This window comes from Nonomuraea sp. NPDC047529 (genome assembly GCF_040642995.1).
Taxonomy (GTDB): Bacteria; Actinomycetota; Actinomycetes; order Streptosporangiales; family Streptosporangiaceae; genus Nonomuraea.
This window is the reverse complement of record NZ_JBEYTJ010000005.1, coordinates 227,831-243,461: the sequence shown is the minus strand read 5'-3', so window position 1 is coordinate 243,461 and position 15,631 is coordinate 227,831. Positions and strand designations below refer to the sequence as shown.

Genomic DNA, 15,631 nt, shown 5'->3' with positions numbered 1-15,631 from the left:
GATCGTCCAGATATTGTGCTATCTGCCCACGATCACCCCCACATGGGAGTAAAGGCGCCATGCGACTGCGGAAGATCTTCGTCATCGGACTGGCCCTGTCGTTGCTCGGCGTCGGTGTTCCCGCCTGGTCGGAGGACGATCCACGGGGCTGCAACGACCTGATGTCCGCCGACACCCCGGCGTACGTCGTCTGCCGCTGGCTGGCCACTCCCGACGAGGCCGCCGACATCGCCCGGTTCTGGCTGGACAACGACGGCAAGAACATGATCGACTCCGGCCCGATGCGCGAGATCGTGGTCGACTGCACCGAGCCGGGCAACGAGTGCGCGACCGACTCCGAGGGCGACGGCGAGATGCACGACGTCGGCTCCCCGGACGTCGACGGCGCCGAGGACGGCGGCACCCCCGACGACTGCCAGGACGGCCAGAAGTGCTACGTCGACCCTGACGAGATCTCGGCCGCCGCGAAGACCGCCGCCGCCGAGAGCCCGGCGGGCCAGGCCGTGAAGAGCGCGGTCGGCGCCGGCCTGCGAACCTGGATCGAGACCGAGCTGGCCGACGACTACAAGGCCGGCAAGCTGGCGGAGGCCGCCAAGAAGGTCGCCGCCCTGGCCGCGCAGCCGGGGGTCGTCGGGATCAGGTTCACCTCGCAGCTCGGCTACAACCAGACCTTCGCCACGGCGGAGGAGCTGGACAAGTTCGTCACCGAGACCACGACCGCGCTGCGCAACCTCGTGCCCGGCAAGAAGCTCGCGGCGCACACGGTGGTGCCGCTGTTCGGCTGTGGCGCCAACGACGCCTGCAAGGCCGAGATGACCAAGAAGTACCCGCTGCTCGACCCGGCCCGCATCGGCGCCTGGCTGTCCGGCGGCCAGATCGACCAGCTGACCCTGGACACCGGCCACATGGCCACCGAGTACGCCACCTGGAAGATCGACGCCAACGAGGCCCAGCGCAACCAGTGGATCCAGGTCCGCGCCCGCGCCTGGGACGCCTACGCCCAGATCGCCGCCGAGGACGCCGGGTTCACGGCGGCCGGTACCTCCAAGCTCACCGCCGAGCAGGCCACCCAGGCCATCACCGACCGCATCGCCGCCCCGCTCCAGGCCGACGCCGCCGAGACGGTCGTCCTGTGGAGCCGCTGGCAGGACGCGCAGGGCCAGGTCAACCGCGTGTACGGCGAGAAGTGGGCGGCCAACGCCACCTGGGACCAGCTCAAGAAGCTCGGCACCGTCCGCCCGAGGCTGGCCACCGTCTACGACTACAGCAGCCCCGAGACCGACGTCGCCACCGACATCAAGAACCTGTCCGAGGTCTTCGGCCAGGTGTACCTGCACACCGCCTGACGGAAACCGCCCGGTTCCGCCCGCCCGCCCGTACGGGGGGCGGGCGGCAGGAGTTCGCCTAGCAAGGGGGCGGCTCGGTCATTTCTGCAGGAACGCGCCGAACTCGTCCACGTCGATGAGGCCGTCGCCGTCCTTGTCCAGCTTCCGCACGCCTGCCTGGGCGGCCTCCAGGGTGACGGGCTGGCCGAGCACCTCCATCAGGCGGACGAGCTCGACGGCGGAGATGCGGCCGTCCTTGTCGGCGTCGATCAGGTCGAAGGTGATGGCATGGTCGTTCATAGGGGGTGCCTTTCCTGTGTTACCGGTGCGTCGGGTCAGACCTTAGTGGCGACTTCCCGAAACAGGCCGATGAATTCGGGGTGATCGCCGGAAGAGCGGGGCTTTGCGTGATTTGCGGCTCCCGGGGTGATAGCACGGATGGATGCGTATCCGAAAGGCGACCCCGGCCGACGCCCAGGCGATCGCCGAGGTTCACGTACGGTCCTGGCAGGCCGCGTACCGCGGGCTCGTCCCTCAGGACCATCTCGACCGCCTGGACCCCGCGGCACGGAGGCCCGGCTGGGAGCGTTGGCTGGCCGGTACGGCCTGGCCCAGGCAGGGAGCGCTGGTCGCCGAGTCCGACGGACGGGTCGTCGGCTTCGCCGGCGTGCTGCCCGCCCGGGACGGCGAGGACGGCGCGACGGTCGCCGAGGTGGCCACGATCTACCTGGCGCCGGAGAGCTGGGGGCGGGGCATCGGCCGGGCGCTGATGGACGCGGTCCTCGCCGCCCTGACCGAGGCCGGCTACCAGGAGGCCGTCCTGTGGGTGCTGGACACCAACGTCCGCGCCCGACGGTTCTACGAGGCCGCCGGATGGCACGACGACGGCGTGGCCAAGGAGGACGGCAGCCGGGGCTTCGTCCTCACCGAGGTCCGCTACCGGCGCTCGCTCGCCTGACCGGCCCCCCCGCCGCGTCAGACCGTGGTGGCGGCCTGTTTCAGGGCGTCGACGAAGGCGGTGACGTGGGGGCGGACGTCCTGGCGGCGCCAGGCGATGGCGAGCCGGCCCGGCGAGAGGCCGGTCACCGGGCGGTAGACCATGCCAGGACGCTTGTACAGGGCCGCGTTCCCCTCGGCCACGAGGACGACGCCCAGGCCGCTGATCACCGCCTCGAACACCTCCTCGGGCGTGTTCGCGGTGACGCCGACGACCGGGTCGTCGTCTCGCGCGTCGCGGGCGAGCCAGAAGTCGCGCAGCGGGCCGGCGGCGGCGGGCAGCGCGATGAACGGCTCGTCCCGCAGCTCGGCGAACGGGACCTCGGCCATCCCCGCCAGCCGGTGCCCGGCCGGCATCGCCACCCCACGCTCCTCGGTGACCAGCACGTGCGTCTCCAGCCCCGGCGGCACCGGCAGCCAGATGAACGCCACGTCGGAGGAGCCGTCGGCCAGGCCGCCGCTCGGGTCGTCCCAGCCCACGAGCCGGAGCGAGACCTCCCATCCCGGCCGGGCCTGCCGGAACAGCCGCAGCGCCTCCTGCTGCAACCCGCGGCCGACGGCCGTCTGCATCCCGATGACCAGCGTCCCGGCGGGGGCGGCGGCGCGTGCCGTCTCCACCCCGGCGGCCCAGCGTCCGAGCAGGTCGCGGGCCACCGGCAGCAGCGCCTCGCCCTCGCGGGTCAGTGTGACGCCGCTGTGCACCCGTTCGAGCAGCGCGAAGCCGAGCTGCCGCTCCAGCACCCTGAGCTGCTTGGACAGGGCGGGCTGCGAGACGAAGAGCCGCTCGGCGGCGCGCGTCACGTTCAGTTCCTCGGCCACCGCGACGAAGTAGCGCAGCTCCCGCAGATGCACGTCCATAACCGTTGGTTATAGCAAAGGGTCTTGGACGCCGCGCGCCCTCCGGCGGCACGATCTCCGTCATGAAGACACGTGAACTCGGAACACTGCAGGTCCCCCCGCTCGGTTTCGGCGCGATGGTGCTCTCGCCCGGCGTGTACGGCGACATCGACGACACCCGGGCCGCGACGGCGTTGCGGGCGGCCCTGGACGCCGGCGCCACCCACATCGACACCAGCGACGCCTACGGGGTGGACGGCCACAACGAACGCCTGGTCGGCCGCGCCCTCAAGGGACGGAACCGGGACGAGGTCGTGGTGGCCACCAAGTTCGGCCTGACGATCCCGGACGGCGAGCCGAGCCGCCCGCACCCGGTCGGGTACGCGTTCAACGAGCTCCGCGTGAACGCCGACCCGCGCCTGGTCCGCCGCTACGCCGAACGCAGCCTGCGCAACCTGGACACCGACGTGATCGACCTCTACTACCTGCACTACCCGGACCCCGGCGTCCCGGTGGAGGAGACGGCCGGCGCGATGGCGGACCTGGTGCGCGACGGCCTGATCAGGCACATCGGCCTGTCGAACGTGACGGCGGAGCAGCTGAGGGCCGCGCACGCCGTCCATCCGGTGACGGCCGTGCAGAACGAGTGGTCGATGTGGCGGCCGGTGGAGCCCGCTCTCCTGGCCGCGGCCCGCGAGCTCGGCGTCGGCCTGGTGGCCTGGAGCCCCCTGGGCAACGGGTTCCTGACCGGCACGGTCCAGCGGCTGGACGAAGGCGACTTCCGCCACAACGCGCCCCGGTTCTCGGCCGACAACCTGGCCGGCAACAACGACCGGTACGCCCCGATCCGCGCCCTGGCCACCAGCCTCGGCATCACCCCCGCCCAACTGGCCCTGTCGTGGCTGCTGCACCAGGACGAGCACGTGGTGGCGATCCCGGGCAGCCGCACCCCGGCCCACATCCGGGAGAACCTGGCCGCGGCCGACCTCACCCTGCACCCCGACACTCTGGCCAGGATCGACGAGGCGCTGGCCAGGTTCGACGTGAGCGGCGGCACCCTCCTCTGAACGCTCAGGGCGTCGCGGGGGAGTCCGCGCTCCGGCCGGTCAGGACCACCCGCAGGGCGCACAGGGCCCCGCCCGCCAGCAGGACGATGACCGCGACGACGACCCGCAGGAGACCGTCGGCCGAGGAGGGCGCGGCGAAGTACACGCTGCCGAGCCCGGCGACGGCGGTCACCCCGGCGAGCACGGGCCCGGTGGCGTTCAGGGCCGAGATCGCCGAGGCCAGCCGGGGCTCGACCAGCGTGGTGATGCGGGCGATCAGCGGGCTGTACCCGGCGGCGTGCCCGGCCCCGGCCAGGAGCAGCAGCGGTACGGCCACCACCGGCCGCCACTGGTCACGGCACAGGAGCACCAGCAGGCCCGCTCCGGCCGCGAAGGCGATCGGACCTACGACCGGCAGGACGCGCCGCAACCCCGGCGAATAGCGGGTCCAGCTCAGGCTGAGCGCGCCGAAGCCCAGGGCGTACGGGACGAAGGCCAGCCCCGCCTGCAACGGCGAGTACCCCAGCGCGGTCTGGAGGTGGAGAGTGAGGGTGAGCAGGAAGACGGTGTAGCAGCCCATGACGGTCCAGCAGGCGGCCAGCCCCGGCTTGACCCCGCTTGGCCGTACCGAGGCCAGGTCCAGCAGCGGATGGCGCGCCCTGGTCTCATGACGGACGAACGCCACCGACAGCGCGGCGCCGCAGGCCAGCGAGATCCACACCCAGACGGGCCCGCCCAGGTCGCGGCCGAAGATCAGCGGGACGGTGATCGCGGCCATGGCCGCGGTCAGGAGCGCCACGCCGCCCGGATCCAGGCGCGCCCGCCTGTCCCCGGCGGAGGCCGGCAGCAGGCGCGGGCCCACGGCCAGCGCGATCACGCCGATCGGGACGTTGATCAGGAAGACGGGCCGCCAGGACAGGCCGAGGAGGTCGGCGCTGACGACCAGCCCTCCGACGACCTGCCCCAAGGCGACGCCCAGGGCGAGCACCATGCTGTAGAGGCCGATCGCCCTGCGGCGCGCCACGCCCTCCCAGTGCGTCTGGATGAGGGAGAAGATCTGCGGGGTGAGCAGCGCCGCCCCCACGGCCTGCGCGACGCGCGCGAGCACCAGTACGCCCACGTCGGGGGCCAGCCCGCACAGCAGCGAGGCGCCGGTGAACCAGCCCAGCCCGAGCAGGAACGCCCGCCGCTGCCCGACGACGTCACCGATGCGCGCGCAGGTCACCAGGAGCACGCCGACGGTCAGGAGATAGCCCGACACGACGAGCTGGATCGCCGTGCCGCCGGCGTGGAGGTCTTCGCTGATGCTCTGCGCGGACACCGACACGATCGAGCCGTCCATGGAGGCCATGACCTGGCCGGTGAGCAGCACGGCGAGCATCGGGCCAGGGCGTACGGCCGTCGCCCGGGGAGGAGCGGAAAGGATCACGCGTCCAGCATCGGCCGCCCGCCCCCGCCCGGTCTTGAAGAAATTTGCGCGCCGGCCGTGGTCATCGCGTGGCGTCGAAGCCGGCCGCCATGCCGAAGGGAGCGAAGAGCTCGGCGCCCTGGAAGACCGAGTTGCGGCTGATGCCCTCGGCGGTGACGGTGAAGATCTGGAGGGTGTGGGGCTCGTACCGGTCGCCGACGCGCTGGAAGGCGCAGAACCCGGGCTGGCCGTTGGCCGTGATCGCCTCCAGCCGCCAGTCGGTGCCGGCCGCCTGGAAGACCCATTCCATGAACAGGCCGTAGTTGACGCGGCCGGCGAACCAGTTGAGCATCGGCGGCATCTCCATGATGACGTCCTCGGTGAGCAGCCGTTTGAGCCCTTCGACGTCGGCGTGCTCGAACGCCTTCATGTAGCGGTCGATCCAGCCGCGCTGTTCGGCCGCGGGCGGCTCGTCGAGCGGTTCCCGCCGGACCCCGGCCTCCTTCACCCGGGCACGCGCCCGCTGCAGGGAGCTGTTCACCGACACGACGGTGGTGCCGAGGATCTCCGCCGCCTCCGAGGCGGAGAAGCTCAGCACGTCACGCAGGATCAGCGCGCCGCGCTGCCGCGCCGACAGGTGTTGCAGGGCGGCGGCGAAGGCCAGGCGCAGGCCGCTGCGCGCGACCACGGCGCCGGCCGGGTCGCCCCCGTCCAGCATCGAGTCGGGCAGGGGCTGGAGCCAGGCGAGGTTCTCCCCCTGGACGAACGGCGCGAGCGGCTCGGACGCCGCCACCAGCCCCGACGGCAGCGGCCGCCGCCCCCGCACCTCCAGGGCGGTCAGGCAGACGTTCGTCGCGATCCGGTAGAGCCAGGTGCGCAGGGAGCTGCGCGTCTCGTCGTACTGGTCCCGGCTCCGCCACGCCCTCAGGTAGGTGTCCTGGACCAGGTCCTCGGCGTCGTGGACCGAGCCGAGCATCCGGTAGCAGTACGCCAGCAGCTCCGTCCGGAACGGTTCGATCCGGAGGTCGAAGCCCTCTTCTCCTGGCGTCACCGCGCCCACGCCCTTTCCTCGCCCCCTGCACCTTATGGGTAGATCAGCCGGCCGCCACAGCCGGACTGTTGTGATAGGCCGCGAGCAGCCAGGCGCCGTCCCGCTTCTCCAGCACCCAGGTCGCGTGCACCATGCGCTCGGCGGGGACCTCGGTCTCGCCCGGGAACTTGACGCCGGTCTCGCTCACCGCGATGGCGGCGCAATCGCCCAGGAAGCGGAGGCTCTCCAGCCTGTCGACGGTCGTGCTGCCCTTGAGGTAGGACGCGAAGCCCTCGGCCATGTTCCGGCGGACCTCCTCCCTCGACGTGCGCCGGCTGCCGGGCATGATCGCGGTGGCGTCCTCGGTGTAGTCCTTGACGAAGGCGTCCGCGTCGCCCGCGGCCCAGGCCTGGTACAGGTCCTCCAGCACGGCCTTGATGGCGGCCACGTCGTGCGCTCGGTTCTCGGTCATGACTGTCTCCTCATCGTTCGTGACGGTTCACGGATACATACCGGCGAGGCTCCCGGAACTCATCGCGCTCCTGGAGATCTTTTTCGCGAGTTGCAGTTCGGGTTGCGAACTATTATGGTTCGTATCACGAACAAGTCGTTGTCTCGACGGGGAGTTGTGCACCATGAGCCGAACTGTGGCGATCATCGGCGGGGGTTACGGCGGCGCGGCGGCCGCCAAGGCGCTGGACGAGCACGCGGACGTCGTCCTCGTCGAGCCCAAGGACGCCTTCGTGCAGAACGCCGCGTCCATGCGGGCGCTGGCCCGGCCCGAATGGGCCGAGAAGATGTTCTTCCCCTATGACGGGTTGATGCGGCGTGGCCGGATCGTGCGGGAGCGGGCGGTCTCGGTGGACTCACGGGGTGTGCTGCTGGCGTCCGGGGAGCGGGTCGAGGCCGACTATCTCGTGCTGGCCACCGGTTCGGGGTATCCCTTCCCGTTCAAGTTCGACGACGACCTGGCCGGGCAGGCGCGGGAGCGCATCGGCGCCGTCCACGGCGAGCTGGCGGAGGCCGGCCGGGTGCTGATCGCCGGGGCCGGGCCGGTCGGGCTGGAACTGGCCGGGGAGATCAAGGCCGTGTGGCCGGGCAAGCAGGTCACGATCGTCGACCACGGGACGGAGCTGCTGCCCGGGTTCGAGCCGGCGGTACGCGCCGATCTGCGCAGGCAGCTCGACGAGCTGGGGGTGGAGCTGCTGCTCGGCACCGCCCTGGACGCCGAGCCGCCCGCCGAGCCCGGGCTGGCCGGGCCGTTCACCGTCGGGTCCACGGCGGGGGAGCTGTCGGCCGACATCTGGTTCCGCGCGTACGGCGTGCGCGTCCGGACCGGCTACCTCGGCGGGGACCTCGGCGACGCGCGCACGCCCCGCGGCCACGTACGGGTGACCGAACGGCTCAACGTCGAGGGGCACGAGCACGTCTACGCGATCGGCGACATCACCGACCTCGCCGAGGCCAAGATGGCCGGGAACGCGATGCAGCACGCCGAGGTCGTGGCGGCGAACATCATCGCCCAGGTGCGCGGCGAGCAGCCCTCCTCGGTGTACCGGCCCTCGCCGCTGCCGTTCGTCCTGCTGCCGCTGGGGGCCGAGGGGGGCGTCGGCCAGCTGCCCTCGCCCGAGGGGCCGATCGTGCTGCCGGCCGAGTCCGTCGCCGACTACAAGGGCAGGGACCTGTTCACCGGACGGTTCGCGGAGCTGTTCGGGATCGCCGGGGAGCCGGCGACGGCGGGGGTCTGACCCCGGCCGGAGGTCAGGAGACCTCGGCGGCGCGCTCGATGAAGACCGTAGGGGCGTTGTTGTCCCGCACCAGCCGGGAGAGCAGGTCGGCGAGCGTGGCGCGCTCGCTCTCGTCGAGCCCCGACGGAAGCTCGTCGATGCGCCGGCAGGCCTCGGTGTAGAACTCGTCGGCGAGCTTGGCGCCCTGCTCGGTCAGCGTGACCTGGACCGCGCGACGGTCGCGGGGATTGGGCTCGCGGCGGACCATGCCGCGCTGCGCGGTGCGGTCGACCAGCTCGGTGAGGCTGGACTTGGCCAGGCGCAACATCGAGCCCAGCTCGCTCATCCCGTACGGCTGGGCCATCAGCACGCACAGGAGCTGGCCCTGCTGCGAGGTCAGGCCGTACTCGCGGGCGGACTCGGCGTAGACGGCGTTGACCAGGAAGGTCGACCGCACCAGGGCGGAGACGACTCCCAGCTGCTCCTCGGGCTTGGCCATAAGATCAGTCTAACATCAGTTCGGCTACCGAACTATTGGCCCGGACGAAGCGCGCCGGGAACCGCTCGAAGACAGGATCCGCGCGCAGGCCGGGGTTTGGCCATGCCGTCGTCGCCCGAGGTCAGGCGATCAGAACCGGACGGAGACCGCCAAGGGGACATTTCTTCTGGGCGGGTGGGTAGCGGGGCCGCCATGCGACTGACGTACACCTCCGACGTCTGGTGGAAGAACGCCGTCGTGTACTGCCTGGACGTCGAGACGTTCAAGGACGGTAACGGCGACGGTGTGGGCGACTTCCGCGGCTTGACCCAGCAGATCGACTATCTCGCGGGCCTCGGCGTGACATGTCTCTGGTTGATGCCGTTCTTCCCCACCCCCAACCGGGACGACGGCTACGACATCACCGACTTCTACAGCATCGATCCCCGGCTGGGGACCTTGGGCGACTTCGTGGAGTTCATGCGGACGGCCAACGACCGGGGCCTGCGGGTGATCGCGGACCTGGTCGTCAACCACACCTCGGACCAGCACCCATGGTTCAAGGAGGCGCGCAAGAGCAAGGACTCGCCGATGCGCGACTGGTACGTCTGGTCCGACACCCCCGAGCCGGACGACCCGAAGCAGGTGGTCTTCCCCGACAAGGAGGACTCGATCTGGCAGTACGACGAGGGCAGCGGCCAGTACTACCTGCACAGCTTCTACCGTCACCAGCCGGACCTGAACGTCGGCAACCCCGAGGTCAGGGACGAGATCACCCGCATCCTCGGCTTCTGGATGGAGCTCGGGCTGTCGGGCTTCCGCGTGGACGCGGTGCCGTTCCTCATCGAGAACGTCAGCCCCAAGCTGGCCGACCCGCACGAGTTCCTGGCCGACCTGCGGGCCTTCATGACCAGGCGCAAGGGCGGCTCGATCCTGCTGGGCGAGGTCAACGTGCCCTACAAGGAGTTACTGCGGTACTTCGGTGAAGGGCTCGGTGACCAGATCACCATGTGCTTCGACTTCATCGGTATGCAGAGCAGCTGGCTCTCCTTCGCCCGCAACAGCGCCCGCCCCCTGATGGACGCCCTGCGCGAACGCCCCCGGGCCCCCAAGGACTGCCAATGGGCGATGTTCCTCCGCAACCACGACGAGCTGACCCTCGACAAGCTCACCGACGCCGAACGCCAGGAGGTCTTCGAGGCGTTCGGCCCCCGTAAGGACATGCAGATCTTCGGCCGCGGGCTGCGACGGCGGCTGCCCACGATGTTCGGCGGCGACCTGCGGCGCATCAAGATGGCCTACAGCCTGCTGTTCTCCCTGCCCGGCACCCCCGTGGTCTTCTACGGCGAGGAGATCGGCATGGGGGAGAACCTGGACGAAGAGGGGCGGATGGCCGTCCGCATCCCCATGCAGTGGTCCGAGGACGGCGGCTTCAGCCAGACGGAGGACACGGTCCGCGAGATCCCGGAGGGTTCCTTCGCGCCCGACCGGGTCAACGTGGCCGACCAGAAGCGGGACACCGACTCGCTGCTGCGCTGGTTCCAGCTCCTCATCGAGCGGTACCGCGAGTGCCCGGAGCTGGCGTGGGGGCAGTACACCGTGCTGGACACCGGCGACGACGCGATCTTCTCGCACCGCTGCGACGCCGACGGCGCGACGGTCGTGGTCGCCCACAACCTGTGCGACACGGCCAAGGACGTCGAGCTGCGGCTGGACGGCCTGGAGCACTGCGACCTCACGGACCTGCTGGTGGACGGCACGATCAAGGTGTCGGCCGACGGCACGGCCAAGCTCGCGCTGGGACCGCACGGTTGCCGCTGGCTGCGCGCGTCGCCCCCCGAGCTGCCCCCGGAGGACGCGAGCGTCATGTCGCAATGACCCGTGCGGCCGCGCAGGATCGAACCACCCTGATCCGCGCCACCGCACGGCCAAGCCGCCGTGCGGTGGTCAAGGCGTGGGGGGCGGGTAGGCGGTCATCGCGAGTTCGGCGACCTTCAGCAGGTCGGCGTAGGGGGCGCCGTCGCGTGACTGCGTGGACATGCCCTGGATCACCGACGCGTAGAAGGTGGCCAGGGCTCCCGTGTCGGTGCCGGGAGCCAGCCGGCCGGCCGCCACGTCGTCGTCGACGCGCCTCCTGATCGCCGCCTTCGCCTCCTCCCTGAACCCCCGCAGCAGCTCTTCCACCTCGGCGGACTCGGGCCCGCAGTTGACCGCGGCGCTGATGATCAGGCAGCCGCGCGGGTGGTCCGCGCTCGCGTACTCGGCGGCCGACTCGCGCAGCACGCGCTCGACCGCCTGCCGGCCGGTGGGCTCCTCGGTGAGCGCCCTGGTGGTGAAGGCGCCGTAGGTGAGCTGGTAGCGGCGCACCGCCTCCTCGAACAGCCGCCGTTTGTCGCCGAAGGCCGCGTACAGGCTGGGGGGCCTGATGCCCATGGCGGCGGTCAGCTCGGCGATCGAGGTCGCCTCGTAGCCGTGGGTCCAGAACGCGCGCAGCGCGCTCTCCAGTGCCGTGTCCCTGTCGAATGCCCGTTGCCTCGCCATGCCGCCATTCTATAGCGATCGCTATGTTATGGTTTTCTGTATCGATCGCTAAAGAAAGGATTCGAGCGATGAGGACTGCCCTGGTCACGGGAGCCGGCAGAGGCATCGGCCGGGCCATCGCGCTGCGCCTGGCCGAAGACGGGTTCCGGGTGATCGTGAACTACGCGAGGGACGCGGCCGCCGCCGAGGAGGTCGTCCGGACGATCGGGGCGCACGCCGTGGCCGTACAGGCCGACCTGGGCGTACCGGAGGACGTGGACCGGCTCGCCCGGCGGGTGGCCGACGAGACGGATGTGCTCGACGTGCTGGTCAACAACGCGGGCATCGGCATGTCCAGGCCCATCGCGCAGGAGACGGAGGAGGGCTACGACCGGGTGTTCGCGGTCAACGTCAAGGGCCTGTTCTTCCTCACCCGGCAACTGCTGCCGCTGATCCCGGACGGCGGCCGCATCGTGAACATCACCTCCGGCGTGGCCCGCATCGCCTTCCCCGAGGGCATCGCGTACTCGATGACCAAGGGCGCGGTGCAGGTGTTCACGCTGGCCCTGGCCAAGGAGCTGGGGTCGCGTGGCATCACGGTCAACAACGTCGCGCCCGGCATCATCGACACCGACGTCAACGCGGGCTGGCTGCAGGACCCCGACGCCCGCGCGTACGCCGCGAGCAGGCACGCGCTCAACCGCATCGGCGAGCCCGGCGAGATCGCGAACGTGGTCGCGTTCGCCGTCTCGCCCGAGGCGAGCTTCATCACCGGCACCACCCTCGACGCCACCGGCGGCGGAAACCTCTAGGAGTCACCTCATGCCCACGGTCATCCACGACGGCGGACACGTGCACTTCGACCGGGCGGGCAGCGGCCCCGGCCTGGTCATGGTCCACGGCTCCGGCGGCGACGCCGCCGGCAACTACGGCCACCTCGTCCAGAACTTCACCGACATCCGCACGGTCATCACCCCCGACTACGCGGGCAGCGGCGAGACCACCGACCCCGGCGGCGACCTCACGCTCGACCTGCTGATCGAGCAAATGGCGGCGACCTTCCCCGACGGCGGCCCGTCCGACCTGGTCGGCTTCTCGCTGGGGGCGTTGGTCGCGGCCGGGGTGGCGGCCCGGTATCCCGAGCTGGTCAGGCGGCTGGTGCTGATCGCCGGCTGGACGCACGCCGGCGACCCGCGTCTGCGGCTCGGCCTGCGTACCTGGGCCCGGCTGGCGGCCACTGACCCCGAGAGCTTCGCGGCGTACGGCCCGCTGGTCGGATCGAGCCCGGCCTTCGTGAGCGGCCTGGGCGAGGAGGGCGTGAAGGCCATGATGGCCGGCGACCCGCCGCCCGGCATCGTACGCCAGATCGAGCTGGACCTGCGGACCGACATCAGGGGCCTGCTCCCGAGCATCACCGCCCCCACGCTGGTGATCGGCTGCACCCAGGACCACCTCGTCCCGGTCGGGCACGCCCGCGCCCTGCACGCCGCGCTGCCCGGCAGCCGGTACGCCGAGCTCGACAGCGGTCACATGGTGGTGCACGAACGTCCTGAAGAGGTGACAGCCCTGATCCGCGATTTCGTAACCAACGAGTAATTTGTCCTAGTTACTCTCCAGGCACATGCAGACCAAGAAGCTCGCCGCCACCGGGGCCGCCGCGCTGACCGCGCTGGCCCTGGGGGCGCTCCCCGCCCACGCGAGCGGGGACAAGAGCGTCACCGTCACCGTGATGGGGACGTCGGACATCCACAGCAACGTCCTCAACTGGGACTACTTCAAGGACGCCGCCTACTCCGACAAGCAGGGCAACACCATCGGCCTGGCCCAGGTGTCGTCGCTGGTCAACAAGGTCAGGGCCGAGCGCGGGGCGGACCACACGCTGCTGTTCGACTCGGGTGACACGATCCAGGGCACGCCGCTGGCGTACTACTACGCCAAGGTCGAGCCGATCACCGAGACCGGGCAGACCCACCCGATGGCCAAGGCCATGAACGCCATCGGCTACGACGCCGTCACCCTCGGGAACCACGAGTTCAACTACGGTCTGCCGCTGCTGGCCACCTGGATCAAGCAGATGAAGGCCCCGGTGCTGGGCGCGAACGCCGTGCACGCCGGGAGCGGGAAGCCGGCGTACGAGCCGTTCGTGATCAAGTCCATGAAGGTCAAGGGCGAGAAGCCGATCAAGGTCGGGGTGCTCGGCCTGACCAACCCGGGCGTGGCCATCTGGGACAAGGCGAACGTCGAGGGCAAGCTGCGCTTCACCGACCTGGTCGAGTCGGCCAGGAAGTGGGTGCCGGTCATCCGCGGCCTCGGCGCGGACGTGGTCGTCGTGACCGCGCACGCGGGCGACAGCGGCATCTCCTCCTACGGCACCGACCTGCCCGTCGAGAACGCCTCGGCGATGGTCGCCGAGCAGGTGCCGGGCATCGACGCGGTGCTGTTCGGGCACGCGCACAACGAGGTCGCCCAGCGCTTCGTGACCAACAAGGCCACCGGGCAGCAGGTGCTGCTCACCGAGCCGGGCAAGTGGGGCCAGCGCCTGTCGCGGCTCGACTTCACCCTCGCCAAGCAGCGCGGCAAGTGGGTCGTCACCGGGAAGACCTCCGCCACGCTCAACACCAACACGGTCGCCGAGGACCCGAAGATCGTCTCGCTGCTCAAGCCGCAGCACGACACCACGGTCGGCTACGTCAACAAGGTCGTCGCCAAGTCGGCCGAGGAGCTGTCGGCGGCCGAGTCGCCGTACAAGGACACGCCGATCCTGGACTACATCCAGCAGGTGCAGACCGAGACCGTGAAGGCCGCCCTGCCGGGCAACACGCTGCCGGTGTTGTCCATCGCCGCGCCGTTCAGCCGCACCGCCGTCTTCCCCGCCGGGGACGTACGGGTCAGGGACGTGGCCGGGCTCTACGTCTACGACAACACGCTGCTGGCGATCAAGCTGACCGGCGCCCAGATCAAGGACTATCTGGAGTACTCGGCCCGCTACTTCAACCAGCTCAACCCGGGCGACCCGGTGGACGTCACCAAGCTGACGAACGCCGCCAACACCCCGGACTACAACTACGACCAGCTCTCGGGCGTCTCGTACGACATCGACGTGGCCAAGCCCGCCGGGCAGCGGATCGCCAACCTCACCTTCGAGGGCGCGCCGATCCCGGCCGACAAGGAGTTCGTGGTCGCGATCAACAACTACCGCCAGTCGGGCGGCGGCGGGTTCCCGCACGTCACCACGGCCCCGGTGCTGTACAACGCCCAGGTGGAGATCCGCCAGGCGCTGATCGAGTACGCCACCGCCAAGGGCACGATCAACCCCGCCGACTTCGCCTCCGCCAACTGGAAGCTGACCCGCGACGGGGCTCCGCTGTTCTGACCTGACACAGGGCGGGCGCGCCATGAAGGCCGCCCGCCTCGTCACAGCCAGCGGTCCTCAGGTGGCAGAACCGGCACCCGCCTTGTCCCGGACAGCAGGACCAGCCACCCGCCTTGTCACAGGTAGGACGGGCCGGTCACGCGGTGCCTGAACGTCCACCACACCCACCCCTGCGAGGCCACCAGCAGCGGGATCAGGACGAGGATCACCGGCGTCAGCAACGCGCCCGACGACCCCGCCGTCAGCGGCAGCCGCAGCCCGGCCAGCACCCCGACCATCAGCATCGCGCCGGCCGTCAGCGCGTACGTGCGGCCCTCGCCGGCCTCGCCGGACAGCAGCCCGGCCCGCTCCCGCAGCGATCCGCGCAGCCGCAGCGCCGCGAACGCCAGCCCGTGCACCGCGAACAGCGCCGCCACCACCAGCGCGGCCAGCAGCACGAGCGGGCCGCGCATGCCGAGCAGCACTTCGGCGAGCAGCAGCCCCCAGCTCAGCGCCAGCCCCCAGCTCCCGGCCACGATCCCGCCGTCCCAGAACGCCTGCCACCGCGCGCCGGGCACCCGCCCCCGCAGCCACAGGCCCATGTCCCGGACCACCCACGAGACGAGCAGCGCGACGACCACCACGTAGTTGCCGCTCAGGAGGTGGCCCTCCAACTCGGGGAAGAGCCCGGCGATCACCCCGGCCGAGGCCACCAGCCACACCTCGTTGCCGAGGAAGAACGGCGCGATCGCGGCGATCACCTCGCGCCGCTCGCCCGCCGACCGCCCGAGGTACGGCAGCGCCATGCCGACCCCGATGTCGGCCCCGCCCAGCACGAGATAGCCGAGCGCGAAGAAGGCCAGGACGAAGATTTCCATGTTCGCTTCCTAGAAGGCGAGGAGGGGAGGGGCG

The 15,631-nt window shown here is 70.8% G+C and carries 16 protein-coding genes; 8 read left to right on the top strand and 8 right to left on the bottom strand.

Annotated elements, in window-relative coordinates; all coding sequences use genetic code 11:
- Window positions 1-59: 59 nt before the first annotated feature.
- A complete protein-coding gene (locus ABZ815_RS11325) occupies window positions 60-1,346 on the top strand; it encodes a hypothetical protein (RefSeq protein ID WP_357696517.1) in 1,287 nt (428 codons plus the stop codon).
- Between the two features lie 78 nt (window positions 1,347-1,424).
- On the opposite strand, the gene ABZ815_RS11320 is transcribed toward ABZ815_RS11325, so the two are convergent.
- Entirely contained in the window at window positions 1,425-1,625 is a 201-nt protein-coding gene (locus tag ABZ815_RS11320; RefSeq protein ID WP_357696515.1) for an EF-hand domain-containing protein, read from the bottom strand.
- Between the two features lie 142 nt (window positions 1,626-1,767).
- Between ABZ815_RS11320 and ABZ815_RS11315 the strand changes: the two genes are divergently transcribed.
- Window positions 1,768-2,283, top strand: a complete 516-nt coding sequence (locus tag ABZ815_RS11315) for a GNAT family N-acetyltransferase (protein WP_357696513.1) — start codon at window positions 1,768-1,770, stop codon at window positions 2,281-2,283.
- 17 nt (window positions 2,284-2,300) lie between these two features.
- Here the strand turns inward: ABZ815_RS11315 and ABZ815_RS11310 are convergent, their stop codons facing one another.
- On the bottom strand, window positions 2,301-3,179 hold the full coding sequence (locus ABZ815_RS11310; RefSeq protein WP_357696511.1) for a LysR family transcriptional regulator: 879 nt from the start codon (window positions 3,177-3,179) through the stop codon (window positions 2,301-2,303).
- 62 nt (window positions 3,180-3,241) lie between these two features.
- On the opposite strand from ABZ815_RS11310, the gene ABZ815_RS11305 reads away from it, so the two are divergent.
- Window positions 3,242-4,225: an aldo/keto reductase gene (locus ABZ815_RS11305; protein WP_357696509.1), complete on the top strand. Its 984-nt coding sequence runs from the start codon at window positions 3,242-3,244 to the stop codon at window positions 4,223-4,225.
- A gap of 4 nt (window positions 4,226-4,229) precedes the next feature.
- Here the strand turns inward: ABZ815_RS11305 and ABZ815_RS11300 are convergent, their stop codons facing one another.
- From ABZ815_RS11300 to ABZ815_RS11290, 3 genes are all read right to left on the bottom strand, one after another.
- On the bottom strand, window positions 4,230-5,633 hold the full coding sequence (locus ABZ815_RS11300) for an MFS transporter (RefSeq protein WP_357696507.1): 1,404 nt from the start codon (window positions 5,631-5,633) through the stop codon (window positions 4,230-4,232).
- A gap of 61 nt (window positions 5,634-5,694) precedes the next feature.
- Window positions 5,695-6,672: a sigma-70 family RNA polymerase sigma factor gene (locus tag ABZ815_RS11295; RefSeq protein WP_357696505.1), complete on the bottom strand. Its 978-nt coding sequence runs from the start codon at window positions 6,670-6,672 to the stop codon at window positions 5,695-5,697.
- Between the two features lie 34 nt (window positions 6,673-6,706).
- Window positions 6,707-7,114 carry an SgcJ/EcaC family oxidoreductase gene (locus ABZ815_RS11290; protein WP_357696503.1) on the bottom strand — a complete coding sequence of 136 codons (408 nt, stop codon included), beginning with the start codon at window positions 7,112-7,114 and terminating at the stop codon, window positions 6,707-6,709.
- Window positions 7,115-7,277: 163 nt separating this feature from the next.
- Between ABZ815_RS11290 and ABZ815_RS11285 the strand changes: the two genes are divergently transcribed.
- Entirely contained in the window at window positions 7,278-8,390 is a 1,113-nt protein-coding gene (locus ABZ815_RS11285) for an FAD-dependent oxidoreductase (protein WP_357696501.1), read from the top strand.
- Window positions 8,391-8,403: 13 nt separating this feature from the next.
- Here ABZ815_RS11285 and ABZ815_RS11280 read toward each other — a convergent pair whose 3' ends face one another.
- Complete coding sequence (locus ABZ815_RS11280) at window positions 8,404-8,868, bottom strand: MarR family transcriptional regulator (protein WP_357696499.1); 465 nt, start codon at window positions 8,866-8,868, stop codon at window positions 8,404-8,406.
- Between the two features lie 192 nt (window positions 8,869-9,060).
- Between ABZ815_RS11280 and ABZ815_RS11275 the strand changes: the two genes are divergently transcribed.
- A complete protein-coding gene (locus ABZ815_RS11275) occupies window positions 9,061-10,725 on the top strand; it encodes an alpha-amylase family protein (RefSeq protein WP_357696497.1) in 1,665 nt (554 codons plus the stop codon).
- A gap of 69 nt (window positions 10,726-10,794) precedes the next feature.
- On the opposite strand, the gene ABZ815_RS11270 is transcribed toward ABZ815_RS11275, so the two are convergent.
- On the bottom strand, window positions 10,795-11,388 hold the full coding sequence (locus ABZ815_RS11270; RefSeq protein ID WP_357696495.1) for a TetR/AcrR family transcriptional regulator: 594 nt from the start codon (window positions 11,386-11,388) through the stop codon (window positions 10,795-10,797).
- A gap of 68 nt (window positions 11,389-11,456) precedes the next feature.
- On the opposite strand from ABZ815_RS11270, the gene ABZ815_RS11265 reads away from it, so the two are divergent.
- The 3 genes from ABZ815_RS11265 to ABZ815_RS11255 are packed head-to-tail and all read left to right on the top strand — an operon-like array spanning window position 11,457 to window position 14,740.
- Window positions 11,457-12,179, top strand: coding sequence for an SDR family oxidoreductase (locus ABZ815_RS11265; RefSeq protein ID WP_357696493.1), 723 nt, complete (start codon window positions 11,457-11,459; stop codon window positions 12,177-12,179).
- Between the two features lie 10 nt (window positions 12,180-12,189).
- Window positions 12,190-12,963 (top strand): alpha/beta hydrolase, encoded by a 774-nt coding sequence (locus ABZ815_RS11260; RefSeq protein ID WP_357696491.1) that lies wholly within the window; start codon window positions 12,190-12,192, stop codon window positions 12,961-12,963.
- 25 nt (window positions 12,964-12,988) lie between these two features.
- Window positions 12,989-14,740, top strand: coding sequence for a 5'-nucleotidase C-terminal domain-containing protein (locus ABZ815_RS11255; RefSeq protein ID WP_357696489.1), 1,752 nt, complete (start codon window positions 12,989-12,991; stop codon window positions 14,738-14,740).
- A gap of 116 nt (window positions 14,741-14,856) precedes the next feature.
- Here ABZ815_RS11255 and ABZ815_RS11250 read toward each other — a convergent pair whose 3' ends face one another.
- Window positions 14,857-15,597, bottom strand: coding sequence for a cytochrome d ubiquinol oxidase subunit II (locus tag ABZ815_RS11250; RefSeq protein ID WP_357696487.1), 741 nt, complete (start codon window positions 15,595-15,597; stop codon window positions 14,857-14,859).
- Between the last annotated feature and the right edge of the window lie 34 nt (window positions 15,598-15,631).

What these genes read in the sequence shown, in the direction of transcription:
- ABZ815_RS11325 (WP_357696517.1), top strand. Translation starts at nt 60, where the DNA reads ATGCGACTGCGGAAGATCTTCGTCATCGGACTGGCCCTGTCGTTGCTC.
- ABZ815_RS11320 (WP_357696515.1), bottom strand. Translation starts at nt 1,625, where the DNA reads ATGAACGACCATGCCATCACCTTCGACCTGATCGACGCCGACAAGGAC.
- ABZ815_RS11315 (WP_357696513.1), top strand. Translation starts at nt 1,768, where the DNA reads ATGCGTATCCGAAAGGCGACCCCGGCCGACGCCCAGGCGATCGCCGAG.
- ABZ815_RS11310 (WP_357696511.1), bottom strand. Translation starts at nt 3,179, where the DNA reads ATGGACGTGCATCTGCGGGAGCTGCGCTACTTCGTCGCGGTGGCCGAG.
- ABZ815_RS11305 (WP_357696509.1), top strand. Translation starts at nt 3,242, where the DNA reads ATGAAGACACGTGAACTCGGAACACTGCAGGTCCCCCCGCTCGGTTTC.
- ABZ815_RS11290 (WP_357696503.1), bottom strand. Translation starts at nt 7,114, where the DNA reads ATGACCGAGAACCGAGCGCACGACGTGGCCGCCATCAAGGCCGTGCTG.
- ABZ815_RS11285 (WP_357696501.1), top strand. Translation starts at nt 7,278, where the DNA reads ATGAGCCGAACTGTGGCGATCATCGGCGGGGGTTACGGCGGCGCGGCG.
- ABZ815_RS11280 (WP_357696499.1), bottom strand. Translation starts at nt 8,868, where the DNA reads ATGGCCAAGCCCGAGGAGCAGCTGGGAGTCGTCTCCGCCCTGGTGCGG.
- ABZ815_RS11275 (WP_357696497.1), top strand. Translation starts at nt 9,061, where the DNA reads ATGCGACTGACGTACACCTCCGACGTCTGGTGGAAGAACGCCGTCGTG.
- ABZ815_RS11270 (WP_357696495.1), bottom strand. Translation starts at nt 11,388, where the DNA reads ATGGCGAGGCAACGGGCATTCGACAGGGACACGGCACTGGAGAGCGCG.
- ABZ815_RS11265 (WP_357696493.1), top strand. Translation starts at nt 11,457, where the DNA reads ATGAGGACTGCCCTGGTCACGGGAGCCGGCAGAGGCATCGGCCGGGCC.
- ABZ815_RS11260 (WP_357696491.1), top strand. Translation starts at nt 12,190, where the DNA reads ATGCCCACGGTCATCCACGACGGCGGACACGTGCACTTCGACCGGGCG.
- ABZ815_RS11255 (WP_357696489.1), top strand. Translation starts at nt 12,989, where the DNA reads ATGCAGACCAAGAAGCTCGCCGCCACCGGGGCCGCCGCGCTGACCGCG.
- ABZ815_RS11250 (WP_357696487.1), bottom strand. Translation starts at nt 15,597, where the DNA reads ATGGAAATCTTCGTCCTGGCCTTCTTCGCGCTCGGCTATCTCGTGCTG.